19 protein-coding genes and 1 tRNA gene are annotated in these 15,201 nt (G+C 52.6%); 15 read left to right on the top strand and 5 right to left on the bottom strand.

All coding sequences use genetic code 11. From position 1 onward, the window contains the following. Positions 1-290: 290 nt before the first annotated feature. Positions 291-1,226 (bottom strand): PHP domain-containing protein, encoded by a 936-nt coding sequence (locus ACOQPU_RS20465; RefSeq protein ID WP_420641693.1) that lies wholly within the window; start codon positions 1,224-1,226, stop codon positions 291-293. Positions 1,227-1,386: 160 nt separating this feature from the next. Here ACOQPU_RS20465 and ACOQPU_RS20460 point away from each other — a divergent pair, with 160 nt between their 5' ends. Both ACOQPU_RS20460 and ACOQPU_RS20455 read left to right on the top strand, forming a co-directional pair. Beyond that, positions 1,387-1,707, top strand: coding sequence for a nucleotidyltransferase domain-containing protein (locus ACOQPU_RS20460; RefSeq protein WP_420641692.1), 321 nt, complete (start codon positions 1,387-1,389; stop codon positions 1,705-1,707). Next, entirely contained in the window at positions 1,700-2,128 is a 429-nt protein-coding gene (locus ACOQPU_RS20455; RefSeq protein WP_420641691.1) for a HEPN domain-containing protein, read from the top strand. The genes ACOQPU_RS20460 and ACOQPU_RS20455 overlap by 8 nt, the downstream gene beginning before the upstream one ends. Before the next feature lie 4 nt (positions 2,129-2,132). Here ACOQPU_RS20455 and ACOQPU_RS20450 read toward each other — a convergent pair whose 3' ends face one another. Beyond that, entirely contained in the window at positions 2,133-4,160 is a 2,028-nt protein-coding gene (locus tag ACOQPU_RS20450) for a molybdopterin biosynthesis protein (protein WP_420641690.1), read from the bottom strand. 74 nt (positions 4,161-4,234) lie between these two features. Beyond that, a tRNA-Lys gene (locus ACOQPU_RS20445) sits at positions 4,235-4,307 on the bottom strand. Positions 4,308-4,528: 221 nt separating this feature from the next. On the opposite strand from ACOQPU_RS20445, the gene lepB reads away from it, so the two are divergent. The 13 genes from lepB to ACOQPU_RS20380 all read left to right on the top strand — a co-directional run bounded on the left by lepB (position 4,529) and on the right by ACOQPU_RS20380 (position 13,943). Next, on the top strand, positions 4,529-5,125 hold the full coding sequence (gene lepB / locus ACOQPU_RS20440) for a signal peptidase I (protein WP_420641689.1): 597 nt from the start codon (positions 4,529-4,531) through the stop codon (positions 5,123-5,125). A gap of 2 nt (positions 5,126-5,127) precedes the next feature. Next, positions 5,128-5,853: a ribose 5-phosphate isomerase B gene (gene rpiB, locus ACOQPU_RS20435; protein WP_420641688.1), complete on the top strand. Its 726-nt coding sequence runs from the start codon at positions 5,128-5,130 to the stop codon at positions 5,851-5,853. Between the two features lie 287 nt (positions 5,854-6,140). After that, a complete protein-coding gene (deoC, locus tag ACOQPU_RS20430) occupies positions 6,141-6,827 on the top strand; it encodes a deoxyribose-phosphate aldolase (RefSeq protein WP_420645858.1) in 687 nt (228 codons plus the stop codon). Positions 6,828-6,861: 34 nt separating this feature from the next. Next, positions 6,862-7,131 (top strand): YgiT-type zinc finger protein, encoded by a 270-nt coding sequence (locus ACOQPU_RS20425; RefSeq protein ID WP_420641687.1) that lies wholly within the window; start codon positions 6,862-6,864, stop codon positions 7,129-7,131. Between the two features lies 1 nt (position 7,132). Continuing rightward, entirely contained in the window at positions 7,133-7,771 is a 639-nt protein-coding gene (locus tag ACOQPU_RS20420) for a hypothetical protein (protein WP_420641686.1), read from the top strand. A gap of 79 nt (positions 7,772-7,850) precedes the next feature. Beyond that, positions 7,851-8,141 carry a BMC domain-containing protein gene (locus ACOQPU_RS20415; RefSeq protein ID WP_420641685.1) on the top strand — a complete coding sequence of 97 codons (291 nt, stop codon included), beginning with the start codon at positions 7,851-7,853 and terminating at the stop codon, positions 8,139-8,141. Positions 8,142-8,236: 95 nt separating this feature from the next. After that, complete coding sequence (locus ACOQPU_RS20410) at positions 8,237-8,524, top strand: EutN/CcmL family microcompartment protein (protein WP_420641684.1); 288 nt, start codon at positions 8,237-8,239, stop codon at positions 8,522-8,524. 88 nt (positions 8,525-8,612) lie between these two features. Beyond that, positions 8,613-9,497 carry a nucleotidyltransferase domain-containing protein gene (locus tag ACOQPU_RS20405; RefSeq protein ID WP_420641683.1) on the top strand — a complete coding sequence of 295 codons (885 nt, stop codon included), beginning with the start codon at positions 8,613-8,615 and terminating at the stop codon, positions 9,495-9,497. Positions 9,498-9,710: 213 nt separating this feature from the next. After that, positions 9,711-11,171 carry an aldehyde dehydrogenase family protein gene (locus tag ACOQPU_RS20400; RefSeq protein ID WP_420641682.1) on the top strand — a complete coding sequence of 487 codons (1,461 nt, stop codon included), beginning with the start codon at positions 9,711-9,713 and terminating at the stop codon, positions 11,169-11,171. Between the two features lie 80 nt (positions 11,172-11,251). Next, positions 11,252-11,788: a hypothetical protein gene (locus ACOQPU_RS20395; RefSeq protein ID WP_420641681.1), complete on the top strand. Its 537-nt coding sequence runs from the start codon at positions 11,252-11,254 to the stop codon at positions 11,786-11,788. Positions 11,789-11,814: 26 nt separating this feature from the next. Beyond that, positions 11,815-12,942: a response regulator gene (locus ACOQPU_RS20390; RefSeq protein WP_420641680.1), complete on the top strand. Its 1,128-nt coding sequence runs from the start codon at positions 11,815-11,817 to the stop codon at positions 12,940-12,942. A 48-nt stretch (positions 12,943-12,990) separates the two neighbouring features. Then, complete coding sequence (locus tag ACOQPU_RS20385; protein ID WP_420641679.1) at positions 12,991-13,578, top strand: BMC domain-containing protein; 588 nt, start codon at positions 12,991-12,993, stop codon at positions 13,576-13,578. A gap of 95 nt (positions 13,579-13,673) precedes the next feature. Continuing rightward, a complete protein-coding gene (locus ACOQPU_RS20380; RefSeq protein ID WP_420641678.1) occupies positions 13,674-13,943 on the top strand; it encodes a EutN/CcmL family microcompartment protein in 270 nt (89 codons plus the stop codon). Here ACOQPU_RS20380 and ACOQPU_RS20375 read toward each other — a convergent pair. Beyond that, entirely contained in the window at positions 13,940-14,467 is a 528-nt protein-coding gene (locus tag ACOQPU_RS20375) for a GNAT family N-acetyltransferase (protein ID WP_420641677.1), read from the bottom strand. The genes ACOQPU_RS20380 and ACOQPU_RS20375 overlap by 4 nt on opposite strands. Further along, the gene (locus ACOQPU_RS20370) at positions 14,467-15,054 is read right to left on the bottom strand and encodes a YdeI/OmpD-associated family protein (protein WP_420641676.1); all 588 of its coding nucleotides are present in this window, start codon (positions 15,052-15,054) and stop codon (positions 14,467-14,469) included. Before ACOQPU_RS20370 ends, ACOQPU_RS20375 begins: the two co-directional genes overlap by 1 nt. Between the last annotated feature and the right edge of the window lie 147 nt (positions 15,055-15,201).

Raw genomic sequence — 15,201 nt, 5'->3', positions numbered from 1 at the left:
CGGGGTCGAGCAAAGCTACTTGATTTATGTGATATTCGCTGCAACTGCAACATAAATGCCTTCCTAAATTTTGTTTGGTGTTAAGAAAACGGCCGTTTCGACGCCAATAATTTATGCAGGAGCGTCGCCAACACTATTGGAACCGTTTAGCTGTATTGTAGAAGGAGGTACTAGCACCGTATATCACATATCAGTCATAGCAATTAAGTCCCAAAGGGCATAAATATAACGTAAAAAAGCCCCATCCAATTAATTGAATAGGGCTTTCCAAATAACTTGTATCCTGTTGATTACCGACTGGTTTCCGGTTGCAGCAACCTCACCAGCAAGGTGTCTAACTCCGGCTGCGAAACCCCCGCTACACCCAACGGCCGATCCACCCGATCATGGCAATCAGACCCGCCGCTGGTAATCAGGCCATATTTCTCTGCCCATTCAGCCATCAATTTGCGATGCACCGGCGCGTGGCCAGGGTATTCCACTTCCAAACCGTCCAAACCCAATAAGTCATCATCCAAAAATTCGGGCATCAGGATTTCCACAACCTCAATGTTAGGCAACACTTCGTTGTAGAGGCTCTTGCCAGGAAAGGAACCAGCGGCGGGATGGGCAAAAATGCGCACCAGTTGCGGATACTTTTTGAGCAGCGGCGTTAGTTGCTTGGGATCGATGCCTGATGGCACATAAGCCACGCTGTCGTTGCCAATGAGCATATTGATCTGCTCTTTGTCCAGTCCATGATTTTCCTTGAGGGCAACGGCAAAATGACGACGGGAAACGTTTGCCGCCAACGCTTCAATCCCTTCGGCCGTTAAATCTTGTTTAAGCAACGGCTGGTTGCCATTGGGGCCAAACTCTGCATTAATGGCCTGGACGCGGGCGCGCACCAGGCCGCCGCCCCGACCCTGACTAAAGATGTCGGTCGCCATTTGGCGGAATGCGTCATCTTGCAGCAGATCATAAGGGATGTACAGTAAATAATGAAGGGTGCCGGTGAAATACGGCCGTCTAAACCGCAATGAAACCTCTACCCCAGGCACCACCCGAATGCCTAGCTGTGCGCCAGCCACGAGTGCTTCATCCAGCCCGTTCAAGGTATCATGGTCAGTCACGCCAATCGCCTGCAAGCCCAAATCTTTGCCAGCCTGCACCAGTTCTGTGGGGCTAAATTCGCCGTCTGAAGCGGTTGTGTGATTATGTAAATCAGCAATAAAGGAAAGAGACATTTCGTAACTCCTGTTTTTGATAATTTTGCAGCGACTATTGCAACATGGGAACCTGTCGGGTGGGCTAACGGCCGTTTCCATAAAGAATTGTTTTATCCTAACATATCATTTATGCTAGAATGCAAATTATTCTTAACTATTCCAAAAATCAGGTAATCTTGTGACTGTTCAAATTTCAAATGCACTTGACCAACTTGTCAAACGATTAGTCAGTCGTTTAAAACCAAATGCCATTTATCTTTTCGGCTCTCAGGCACGTGGCGAGGCAACCCTTGACAGCGACTACGATTTGCTTGTCGTGTTGTCAGACAGCCCATTACCCCGTCATGAGCGTGAAACGAAAGCGTATGATGCCCTTTGGGGCCTAAAACAACCAGCCGATGTCATTGTACTTACGGCCGAGGAATTTGAAGAATCGCAGCAAGTTTTAACATCCCTGTCATCAACGGTTCTCCGCGAGGGCGCACTTCTCTATGGCTGATGCGAAATCCTCTGAAGTCATCAGTTGGCTGGAAAAAGCCCTTCAGGACTTACAGGCCACCAGAAGGTTGCTGGAAGGTTCCTTTCCGCTAACAGATATTGCCAGCTTTCATGCCCAGCAGGCTGCAGAAAAAGCAATTAAAGCCTACCTGACATCTCATGATATTGTTTTTCCAAAAACACATTCCCTTGTTGCACTAATAGCCCTTTGCCTGGAAATCAATGATGAGTTCAACGTGCTCAGGAGGGCAGCAATCACGCTCACACCTTACGCTGTCGCGTCCAGATACCCCGGCAATGTTGCTAAACTTAGCCTAGAAGATGCAAAAACAGCTTATGCGTTGGCAAAAGACGTTTGGCGATTTGTTCTCAACGAACTACCTCATGAAATCATAGAACAATTTATTCGGGTTATGGATTAGCTGTTCAAATTTCAGTGGTTTTTCCCATCACCGAGACATCATAGCCCGGCAAAGCCGCAACGGCCGTCTTAAAATCATCATCGTGCAGCAAGTCTAGCAAGGGCCATATTCGGTCGCTCTCGTAAGTTTGGCGCGTCATCACCAAATCGTACTGCTCATGGGCCAACGGCACAAAATCCAGCTGCAACGCCCGCGCCGCAGCCTGAATACCCAGCCCAAAATCAGCCGTGCCAGAGGCAACCGCCGCCGCCACGGCTAGATGGGTGTACTCCTCACGGCCGTAGCCTTGAACCTGCTCTGGCTGGATGCCCAACTTGCCCAGCTCATAATCAAGCAGCACCCGCGTGCCTGCCCCCCGTTGCCGGTTCACAAACTGCACATCGTCCCGCGCTGCCGCCGCCCAGCCCTGAATCTCATTCGGATTTCCTGGTGGCACCAGCCAGCCCTGCTCCCGCCCTACCAGCGTCAGCGCCACGACGTCCTCGTCGGGCAGGTAGCGGCGCACATAGTTCTGGTTGTAGATGCCCGTTTCCGGGTCCAGCAGATGGCTGCCCGCCAAATGGCATTCACCGCGTCGCAGCGCAACCAATCCGCCCAAACTGCCCACATTGGCCGAAGCCAGGCGCACGCCACCGCGCTCTGCCAAAAATTGGGCGATGAGATCGAGCGTTAAATCGTGGCTGCCGATGGCCAGAATGGTCTGAGCCAATTCACGAGCGTCCCGGTAAAGATGGACGGTGACGTCGCTGCCCGCCTCGGCACCTTCACTAAAGCGGGGAATACGGACAATGCCATCGGCCCGTACTAGCGAGGTGATCACTCCGGCCCCGCGACTGATTGGGGTGGTGACGAAACGGCCGTTCACTTCCCCCACCGCCACGCGCACAAAATCATCATCCCCGGTGTGCGAATTCAGCTTGCGGGTAAGGGTAGCAGTGATGGTTTGGGGTTGGAACGGCCGTTGTCCTTGCCATCGCGCCAAAAGCGGCTCTACGAAAATTTCGCCGGTAAGTGCAGCACTGACTGGGTAGCCGGGGACACCAACAATTGGAATATGAGATTGGAGATTGGAGATTGGAGATTGATTTTCACTCCCTAATTTCCGATCTCTAATCTCCAGTAGTCCTAAAATGACGGGATGGCCTGGCCGCACCGCAACGCCATGAACAAGAAGCTGCCCCAGCGACTGCACCACGTGGGCTGTATAATCCTCGCTGCCTGCGGAAGAGCCGGCATTGAGCAGGATGAGATCGTGGTTCTGGGCAGCTTGGCGCACGGCCGTTTGAATGGCATTAAACTCATCCGGCACAATGGGCCAGCGGGTGGGCAGTCCGCCCCACTCAGCTACTTGCGCAGCCAGCACCATGCTGTTGTACTCAATAATTTGCCCTGGCTGAATGCCGCTCTCAGCCACAACCTCGGCGGAAACTAACTCAGAGCCAGTGGGAATGATGGCCACGCGCGGCTGGCGGTAAACCGACACGGTGGCGTGGCCAGACCCGGCCAACGCACCTAAATCGACCGGGCGCAGCTTGTGGTTGGCGGGCAGCACCAGCTCGGTAGCCACCATATCCTCCCCCATAGGGCGGACGTGCTGCCAGGGCGGCAAGCTGGCGCGTATTTCGATGCCAGAACGGCCGTTTGCCAATTCTACTGGCTGCGTATGTTCAATCATCACCACAGCGTTGGCCCAGGGGGGCAGTGGCTGCCCGGTGTTAACCGGACGTATCGGGCGTGGTTCAGTTGGTGGCGTCTCCCAATTTTCGACGAGGGTAAACTGAAGCGGCTGGGTTTCGGTGGCACCTTCGCTATCCTGAGCCCGAAGAGCGTACCCATCCATCGCGCTGGCATGGTAGTGAGGGGAAGACAGTTTGGCCCAGACGGCAGTGGCGGTGATACGGCCGTGTGCCTGCGCCACTGGCACTTCTTCTGCCGCCAAAGGCTGCCACCAGCCCGTTGCCTGCAAAGCCGCCCGGAACGCTGCCTGTGCCTCGTCAAGCGGTATATCTTCTAAATAAACGTGCCGCTTCATAACAACCGTATCCTATGGTGAAACCAGAAATAAAAAGAGCCCGGAAAATACCGGGCATCTCAAGGAAATGCGAGTGACTCCGGCAGGATTCGAACCTGCGACCAAGTGATTAAAAGTCACCTGCTCTGCCAGCTGAGCTACGGAGCCGAACAGACAGAGCGTAAGTATAGCCGTCCCCCAAACGGTATGCAAACAAGCTTTGGCAATTTTTTGGCCAAATTTCCGTTATTGTTTGTGTAATAAATTTGCCAAACACTTTACGAATCCAATATTCTTGACTACGATAGCCAAGCTGTTCGCCAGAAAGCTAGTTTGCTCCACTTTTAGGCGTCGTTTATAATTTCAACCATCTTCAGGAGAATCATTTCATGGCTCTAACTGAGTCCAATGCCCCACAACCCCCATTCCATGACACAACCGCCGTCGCCGACGAAAGGAAGCAACCCACGGAGCTTGTGGTGCGTGAAATTGTCGAGACCTTACTCCTGACCTTTTTCATTTTTTGGTTGGTCAATAGCTTTGTGGGTCGCTACCGCATTGATGGCAGCAGCATGAATCCAACTCTTGCCAACGGCCAATATTTGCTCATCAATAACTTTAGCTACTACTTGAATGAGCCGAACCACGGTGACATTGTTGTTTTTAAGCACCCAAATAGCGACCTAAATTTGATCAAGCGCGTCATTGGCGTGCCTGGCGATCATGTGGAAATTCAGGAGCGGCAGGTTCTGGTTAATGGAATGCTGTTGGCAGAGCCTTATATTCAGGCAGCCCCAACTTATACAGGAGATTGGACAGTACCAGACGGCGAGTTTTTTGTGTTGGGTGACAACCGCAACAGTTCTAGCGATTCCCACTCCTGGGGCTTTTTGCCGGAGGAAAATATTCTTGGTAAGGCGATGGTGGTTTATTGGCCCATTGCCGACTGGGAATTGGTGCCCCATGTGGATCACCCCATAAACTGAGTATGAGCTACAGTGCCGAAGAGATCGAGGCGTTGGTGCGCCAAGTTGTTAATCGAGTAATTGGTGAAGGGCAAACGGCCGTTTCCCACACACTTTCTGCTAGTAAACGGCCGCTCATAGACGCCGAGTACATACAGCAAATCCCACCTAACACAATATTTGCTCTGCCACCCGATGCCCTGATCACCCCGCTGGCTCGCCAAGCCGCTCTAGAACGGCACATCCACCTAGAAGAAAGCAGCCCCAGCCAGCCAACGCCCAAAACAAACCAAACCGTCATTGCCATCGGCGCAGATCACGGCGGCTACACTCTCAAGGAAACGCTCAAAAAAATGCTAGCCACCACCCACCCAGGTCATGAGGTGGTAGATTGTGGCACACACGGCATGGATTCGGTAGACTACCCAGAGTTCGCCTATGCGGTGGCTCAACTAGTGGGTACTGGACGCGCCTGGCGTGGCATCATTATCGACGGTGCGGGGATTGGTAGCTGCATGGCAGCTAACAAAGTGCCCGGTGTGCTGGCCGCGATGTGCTATGATCAGGCAACGGCCGTTAACAGTCGAGAACACAACAATGCCAACGTTCTCACCCTTGGTGCAGGGCTCATCGGCCCCAACCTGGCTCAGCAAATTGTAAAAACGTGGCTGGCTACAGAGTTTGGTGGCGACCGCCACGCCCGTCGCGTAGACAAAATTTGGGCAATTGAAAAGCGATTTAGCAAGTAAGGAAGCGGTTAGTAGCTAGACTGTTAGTGGTTAGTGACGAGCCACTAGCCACTAGCCACTAACAAATTAAAATGCAAAATCAAGCAGCCATCGAACAAATCATAGAAGAAATCACCCGCGAGGTGTTGCTGCGGCTAAATCAGCCCCAGCCAGCCGACGTGGGTTCTGGCTGTAACTGCACCGATGGCTCTTGTGTGCAAAATTGTGCCGACAAGGTGCAGTCGGTGGTGCAGGCTGGGGCCAGCCGCGTCACGGCCACGCTAGGCACACGGCCAAAAGACGGCGGCATTGCTCACTACATTGACCACACCCTGCTCAAGCCAGATGCCTCGCAAGACCAGATTGCCCAACTATGTTACGAAGCCCGCACCTACGAATTTGCTTCCGTTTGCGTTAATCCAGCCCAGGTGAAGCTGGCGGCACAGCTGCTCAAAGGGTCGCCCGTTAAAGTGTGTACCGTGGTCGGCTTTCCGCTTGGGGCGACGCCCGGCACGGTGAAAGCATACGAAACTCAGCAAGCCATCCGGGATGGCGCCACTGAAATTGACATGGTGATTAACGTGGGTGCCTTGAAATCGCAGGATTATGTGACGGTGAAAGAGGATATTGGTGCTGTCGTGCGTGCCGCTCATGCGGGTAATGCACTTGTCAAGGTGATCATTGAGGCTGCACTGCTAACTGATGAAGAAAAAGTGATCGCTTCACACCTCTCCAAGCTGGCCGGGGCCGATTTTGTGAAAACATCTACGGGCTTTGGGCCTGGCGGGGCTACGGCAGAAGATGTGGCCCTGATGCGAAGCGTGGTCGGGCCAGACATTGGCGTAAAGGCAGCAGGCGGCGTGCGCAATTTGGTTGATGCACAAACGATGATTGCGGCCGGTGCCACCCGTCTGGGAGCGAGTGCAGGTGTACGGATTGTGAAGGAAGCAACAGGCGGTATGGTGGAAACGGCCGTTTCCCCTACAAATTATTAGCCGCCCAAAACAGAGTTTTAAGGGAATATTTTATATGGATTGTCACCATTGCCGGATTGGAAAATTCCAGCCCACAAAAATTGCTTACTACAGCCCTCTCAACAACCATCTGATGGTCATCCCCAACGTGCCAGCTTACCAGTGCGACGTTTGTGGCATCACCGACTACGATGAGGTTTTCATGCTGCGTCTGCACTACCTCATCGACAAATTAACGGGCAAAGAACCCAATCTGGAAATGGATGAATGGCAACCACGCCCTGAACCCACCCACCAATGGCACTCTGAAAGAAGGAGTCGTTAACGTGACAGTTGAACTGCGTAGCTATGTTTTTTTAGATAATCTTCAGCCACAACATTCAGCCTTTCTAGGTACAGTTGCCCGTGGATTTCTCCCTCTACCCGGTGATGCCTCTCTGTGGATTGAAATTTCCCCGGGGATTGAAATTAATCGCATTACTGATGTTGCCTTGAAATCGGTTGACGTAAAGCCCGGTATGCAAATTGTCGAGCGATTGTATGGCTTGTTGGAAGTACATTCCAGTAGTCAAGCAGATGTACGCGCAGCTGGGGCTGCTATTTTGGAAGCACTGGAACTGAAGGAAGAAGACCGCCTCAAGCCACGCGTGGTCTCCAGCCAAATCATCCGCAACATTGACCCCCACCAGGTGCAGTTAATTAACCGAATGCGCCACGGGCATATGATTTTGGCCGAACAAACGCTGTACGTAATGGAAGTGCAGCCTGCCGCCTACGCTGCGCTGGCCGCCAACGAGGCGGAAAAACGTGCCGATCTAAACATTTTAGAAGTGCGTGCTTACGGCAGCTTTGGCCGTGTTTATCTGGGTGGCTCAGAACGGGACATTATGGCGGGGTATCAGGCAGCTATTGACGCCATTGAAAGCGTAAGCGGCCGTTCCCCGGAAAGCAACAAAAGTGAATAGTTTTAGTGGCTGGTGGCTGGTCAGAAACGCCTAACGCAACTAGCCACTAACCACCAACTACTATAAACAGGAGAATCTTATGACAGAAGCATTAGGAATGATCGAATGTCGTAGTTTTGCCGCCATGGTTGAGGCGTCCGACGCGATGGTGAAAGCTGCCCGCGTGGAGCTGGTAGCGTACGAGAAAACGGGCGGCGGCCACGTAACCGCCATTGTGCGGGGTGACGTGGCAGCAGTAAAAGCGGCCGTTGAGGCCGGGACGCGCGGCGCAGAAAAAGTTGGCGAAATTGTCTCTGTCCATGTCATTCCCCGGCCCCACGCCAATGTGGATACGGTTTTGCCACTGGGCCGCCAAGACGCCTCTGAGTGACAGTAATCGGTTATTGGTTTTCCGTAATTGGTCGTCCGTAAAAAGCCGCTGGTTACTGCTCACCGATTACCGTTCACCGTTTACGGATCACAAAAATGTTCTTAGGCAAAGTAGTTGGCACGCTGGTGTCTACGCAAAAAGAAGCGTCGCTCGACGGGCTTAAATTCCTGGTAGTGCGGCGGCTGACGGCCGAAAATGAAGAAGAAACCGGCTATGTCATCGCTGCCGACGCCGTGGGCGCGGGTTTGGACGAAGTGGTCATGGTGGCCACCGGCAGTTCTGCCCGCCAAACCAAGTTCACGGATAAACGGCCGTGCGATGCCGTTATCATGGCCATTGTGGATAGCTGGGAAGTGGCTGGCGACGAGAAGTACCGAAAATAGGTTTTCTTAAAAACCAACGCAAAGGCGCGGAGGCGCAGAGAAAAGAAGACAAAATCTGCGTAATCTGTGCCATCTGTGGATTGTTCTTTTGATGACACCCGCTACCAAAGAGAAGCGCGCCCAGTTTCTTGAGTTTATAGAGCGGGTGCTGCTGCCAGAAACGGCCGTACAGGCCATCATTGGCATTGGCAGCATCGCCACCGGGCGCATGCGCCCTGATTCAGACATTGACGCAATTTTATTCCTCGACCCCTTCGACCCTTACATTGTCCCAGCCGAAGCCAAATGGCTGGCAGAGGACGATAGCTTCCACAGCATTTTCAGTAAAGATGAGGCTATCCAGCAAGGGCTACAGCTCGATTTTAAGCGTGTAGACTGGCAAAAGTGGCGCGACCCGGCCTTTCATTGGCCAGAAGAACAAGTATCCGCTTTGATTGGCAGCTGGATTGTCCATGATCGACTTGGCGAAGTGACCAGGCAAATTCAAGAACGCGCAGTTTACCCCGATAACGTACGCCAAGTTCGGTTAGATGAGGCAATTACTGGATTAGACCAACATCTCGGCTGGGGATCGCCTCAGAAGAACTGGGATAATTTGGGCGCAGCCATCGCCCACGACAGGCTGCAATCAGCATATGATTATTTGGTCGATGGGCTGTTTGCCTACAACGGCCGTTGGCGCGTCTGGCGTGATCGACAAATGAGCAGCCTGCTACAGCTACCCTGGCTGCCAGAGGGCCTGGCCGATGAGATTTTGCTGGTGGCCAACGCCTCCAGCCTCGATTACGTAGGCTACATGGCACGCGTCGAGAAGCTCACTGCCTATTTTGAAGCGTTGCAGCAGCAGCTCATCGCCGACGGCGACTATACGGAACCGATCGATGAAGCGTTTATCCGTAACCATGAAGAACCAGGTCGAGCCTGGAACATGATGGAATGGAACGCAAAACGGCGCAAACGATTGGACAAATGATCAGATTTTTATCAGCAGATTACACAGATTAACAAGATTTGGGTCTTCAGGATTTGACGAGGTCTAATTGATTTTTGCACCAAATTTACGCAAATTAACACGAAAATTAGCGTCAATTCGCGTAAATTCGATGCTAACCCCAGGAAATCCCAAAGAGCCCAAGATTTTTAATTCGTCAAATCTGTGCAATCTTTGATTTTTGGATTAATAGCCATGAACGAGAATGACATTCAGGCAATTATTGAGCGGGTAAACCGGGAAGTGGGCACGACGATGCCGGTGACAAGGGAAACGGCCGTTTCCCAACGTCACCAGCAAGCCCAACCAACACCCACTCCTGTGGGTGGCAGGAACGGCGTGTTCCCTACGCTGGATGAAGCCGTAGCCGCTGCCGGAACCGCCTTTCGCCAGCTCAACACGCTGCCCGTAGAAATTCGCAAGCATATGGTGGCCCACATGCGCCAGGCCGGGCGCGAATACGCCCAGGTGCTGGCCGAGATGGCTCACAGCGAATCTGGCATGGGTCGCGTAGAGGACAAAACGCTCAAAAATATACTCAACGCCGATAAAACCTTAGGTGTTGAAGATTTAGAACCCACCGCGTGGAGTGGCGATGGGGGCCTCACCATCACCGAATGGGCACCTTATGGCATCATTGGGGCACTCACGCCCAGCACCAACCCCACCAGCACCGTTATTTGCAACGCCATTGCTATGGTGGCTGCGGGGAACGCGGTTACGTTTAATGCCCACCCCAGCACCCAAAACGCCTCTAACTTCACTGTGCAAATTTTGAATGAGGCAATTCAGAAGGCAGGCGGGCCACCGAATTTACTAACGGCCGTTGCCCACCCCACCATCGAAAGTGCCACCGCCCTTATGCAGCACAAAGATGTGCGCCTGCTTACCGTAACGGGCGGAGCGGCCGTCGTGCGAGCCGCGATGCGCAGCGGCAAACGAGCCGTCTGCGCCGGACCAGGGAATCCGCCCGTTGTTGTCGATGAAACGGCCGATTTGGAACAAGCAGGCCGCGATATTGTCATCGGCGGCTCGTTCGACAACAATATCGTTTGCACTACAGAAAAAGAAACCATTGCCGTAGATAGCATTGTGGATGAATTGATTCAGGTGATGACCCATCACGGTGCCGTGAAACTGAACAGTTGGCAGTTCAACCGGCTATGGCAAGCCGTCACGGTAAAAGATCGCGGCCCGCGCAAATATGCCGATATGAACAAAGCATTTATCGGTAAAAATGCCAGCGTGCTGTTGGCTGAGATTGGCATCTCTGCCGGGCCAGAGGTACGCCAAATTGTGGTAGAAGTGCCGGAAGATCATCCTGTGGTCTGGTCAGAGCAAATGATGCCCATCATGCCCGTGGTGCGCATGCCAAATGCGGATGCTGCGATTGATTTGGCGGTGGAGGCTGAGCATGGGTTTAGGCATACGGCCGTTATGCACTCCAAAAATCTAGATAACCTGAGCCGCATGGCTCGTGAGATGAATTGTAGTATTTTTGTGAAAAATGGGCCTTGTCTGGCCGGATTAGGCTATGGCGGCGAAGGGTTCTGTTCCTTTACCATTGCCAGCCCAACTGGCGAAGGATTAACCGGCCCACGCAGCTTTAGTCGGCTGCGCCGCTGTACGTTAGTAGATTCCTTCAGAATTGTATAGTAAAGTATTGCTGGCAGAATGCTCTGCATGATGCCTGATTGGTCAACTTTTATCGTTACCGAAAAGAGAGAAGTGAAGCAATGTCAACAGCCTTCGGCAAACGCAATCTGATAAATCTGGATTTATTTACCGATGCCTACCGGGTTACCGGGCGAGCCACCATTGGCATGGGTGGCATTCACGCCGAATTGGGCAATCCTAATTCCAAATACCTGGAACTGCAAGATGCGTACATTTCTCGCATTCACACACCAGGCGAAATTATTGCCAACTACCAGGTAGCTGCTTTTCGCAAGGACAATATCAACTTTATCGTTTTGCAAGATCGGCGTGAAGGCATTCCGGTTGGCACGCAACACGGCCGTTCTATTTTTACCCGAGGACGCATCATTCCTGTTTTTCTCACCGTCCCCTCCTTTGAGATTGTGGGGGAAGCGATGCACGAAGGTAAATTCTCGGCACGCGAAATTTTGGTACAATCCATGGGTAGCTTTCAGCTCATTTTTGCCGCCAAAGCATCGGCATCCCTTTATCCAGACATTTCTTACAGCGGCGACCTCATTTTGGTTCACAAAGATCGCATTGGCATTTTCTGTTTAGACACGAATAAAAAGTAACATTTGTAATGTAAGGAGACGGCGCTGTGGCCCGAATCTTTGTAATTGATGATGATGAACAACTTTTGCGCATGGTTGGCCTCATGCTGGAGCGTGGCGGCCACAATATCACCCTAATCAACAATCCGCTGGATGGGTTGGAGCAGATCAAGGCAGATAAGCCAGATTTGCTGGTGCTAGACGTGATGATGCCCAATATGAGCGGGCATGATTTAGCGCGCGAAATTCGTAACGATGCCAACATCGAAGATTTACCCATTTTGGTCCTCACAGCACGTTCTCAGGAAGTAGACCGCACATCGGCACTCAAAAGCGGGGCGGATGATTATCTGAGCAAGCCAGTTACCTCGCAGGAGTTGATGGAACGGGTAGATGATTTGCTGGCAAAAAAAGGAGGTCAAACGAGCCCTGATGCTGGCATTATCATCACTGCATTTGGACTGCGCGGAGGTGTGGGGCAAACAACGCTCGCCGTCAATCTGGCAGCTGCACTACGCCGCGCCAGCCAGCAGGAGGTTTGTCTGGTAGACCTCTCTCCATCTGGCGGACAGGCCGTGATGCACATGCGACTGCAAGCCCGTTCCTCCTGGCTCGATCTGCCTTCAGAAAATGAATTGGATTGGGCGGTCCTTAAAAATCGGCTCATCATTCATCCCTCTGGGCTGCGAGTGTTGGCCGCCCCGGCCAAGCCACAAGACCCGTCTGCTATCTCTAGTGAGCGGGTGCAGCATATTTTAAACTTGCTCAAGCATCATGTGGCATTTACGGTGATTGACGCACCGCACGTTTTCTCACCCGCGTTTGTTCAAGCCGTTTCCATGGCAGATATGGGGCTGCATATCATCACGCCAGAAGTGGTTTCGGTGCAAACGGCCGTACAGCTCAACCGGCTGCTCAATAAATCTGGCATTCAGGTGAAGCGCAAATCGCACATCCTGAATCAGCACACGCCAGAGGCCCAGCTCCCACAAACGGCCGTTGAGCGTGGTCTCAACAGCAAAGTCGCCTTCCAGATTAGCTACGATGTCAACCAGGCACGCGCCATTGCCCAGGGCGTTCCGCTTACCCTCACTTCAGCCAAATCTGGCCTGCCCAACGTGGTGCGCCGCATGTCTGAAGCCATCTGGCAACGCGTTTCGACCAAGAGCTTATAGTAGAGATTGGAGATTGTTTTTAACCTCCAGTCTCCAATCTCCCTTTTTATGGAATTCCCTGCGATTGCCCTTTTGGAATTTAGCAGCATTGCCGCCGGTATTGAGGCGGGGGATGCGATGGTAAAACGCGCCCCGGTGCAAAAAATACAATCTGGCACGGTTCAGCCCGGTAATTTTCTGGTGTTGGTAGCGGGAGATGTGGCATCGGTAGAAGAAGCGTTTGCGGCTGGCAAAGAAGTAGGGCCAGGTGCTTTGGCAGATTGCCTCTTTTTACCGAATGTGCATCCAACGGTGGTAATGGCATTGGGCGGTCAGCGGCAAGCAGCTCAAGAAGACGCATTGGGCATTGTGGAAACGACCAGTGTGGCCACAGCCATCCGGGTAGCAGACGCGGGGGTAAAAGGTGCTGAAGTCTCACTGCTTCAGCTTCGCCTGGCAGATGGTTTGGGTGGCAAGGGGCTGGTTTACTTTCATGGCCTGGTAGCAGATGTAGAAACGGCCGTTGCCATCGGCACCGACGTCGCCCACAATCATCTCGTTCGGCACATGGTCATCCCCCAGCTACATGCCGAGATGTGGGACAATGTGAATGGATACGGCCGTTTTGGCCAGCATTTTGGCTGGGAAGCAGCGTAAACAGTAAACGATAGGGGTGAGGCGATCAGGAGATAGTTAGATGAAGCAAGCAACCTTCTCACCAATCGCCTCACCCATTTTTACACAAGAATGATATGCAATTAGCACGCGTTATTGGCACCGTGGTGGCCACCCAAAAATATGAGGGATTAGAGGGTATAAAATTCCTAATGGTACAGCCCTTGAGCAAAACGCAGGAATCTGTTGGGCAACCCGTGGTGGCCGCTGACGCCACCGCTCAGGCCGGGCCAGACCATCTGGTTTTCATTGTCGGCAGCCGAGAGGCTGCCCAAGCCATGCCTATCACCTTTGTGCCGGTAGATCACGCCATCGTTGGCATTGTAGACGATGTGCAGTTGGCTTAACGCGCCTTCACCTGAATATCCTTTGGGTAAAAAAGATTAACTTGTGGCTCCCCCTCACTTAGTGAAACCATTTTGTGAAATTGCAGCCCCAATTTTTCTAGAAGTCGAACGGAACGATGGTTATCTGGAGCAGTAATGGCCACGATTGGTTTTAGGTTCAGGTCAGAGTGGGCGTAGTTGAGAACGGCCGTTGCTGCCTCAAATGCATACCCTTTACCGGTGTATTCAGCGAGAAAGGCAAAGCCGATGTCTACGTGGGGGAGGGACGGCCGTTTCACCAAACCACACATTCCCAAACGTACGTTATCTGCGGTGCGCCGCACCAGGTAAAGGCCGAATCCGTTGGTCGCGTAGCTAGCCATCGGCCCATCTTGCAGGTACGCTTTCGCCTGAGCAACTGTGTGAATGTCCCGATCCCCAATAAAGCGAATCCAGCCGGGATCATTCACCAGCGTGAGAACAAATTCGGCATCGTCCACATTGAAGTGGCACAGTTGCAAACGCTCCGTCTCAATCAAGAACATTAGCCTTGCCTGGGCCACTGGTTGGCGCGCAGATTATCCTGAGCCAGCCTGGCCGTCTCTTCAATGCGTTTGGCACGGGTTTGCGGCCGTTTGGCATTAAAAATCCATTCCAAGATACCGCGCTTTACAGAACGGGGAAACGCTTCAAAATAAGCGGCTGCATCTGGGTATTGTGCCAATGCCTCGGCTAAATCTGGTGGGATTTCCAAATTCTCTACGGCATTGAGCGCATCCCAGGTGCCATCCGCTTTGGCCGCTTCGATTTTGGCCAAGCCAGGAGGCGCAAGCAACCCGGTGGCTTCCAGACGGGCCACAATTTCTTTATTGCGGCGTGACCAATTGCTCCCGCGCTTGCGTGGCGCAATCCACAACATTGAACGATCGGCATCCAGCTTGCGCGTCATGCTGTCAATCCAGCCAAAGCAGATAAGCTCTTCTACGATGTCGTCATATGAGACATATTTGTCGCCGCAATGCTTTTTGAACGTGACCAACCAGACGCCGCCCTGGCGCGGGTGATTTTGTGCCAGCCAACCGCGCAATTCAGCTCGGGTTTCTACCTGCACCTTCTCTTTTTCCTGGCTCATGAGGCAAACCATTCCAATTCTGGCTGATCGAGCAGCCACTGAACATCATTGACGTGATGCAAATTGTGCTACAACGTAAACAACAAGATTTCCCGAACGGCCGTTTCTTCCGCTACCCATGCACTCATAATTTCCTGTTTTGTAAAG

Source organism: Candidatus Leptofilum sp. (assembly GCF_965223285.1).
In the GTDB taxonomy this organism is placed as follows: Bacteria; Chloroflexota; Anaerolineae; order Promineifilales; family Promineifilaceae; genus Leptofilum.
The sequence above is the reverse complement of the archived record's forward strand: the minus strand, read 5'-3'. Positions and strand labels throughout refer to the sequence as shown.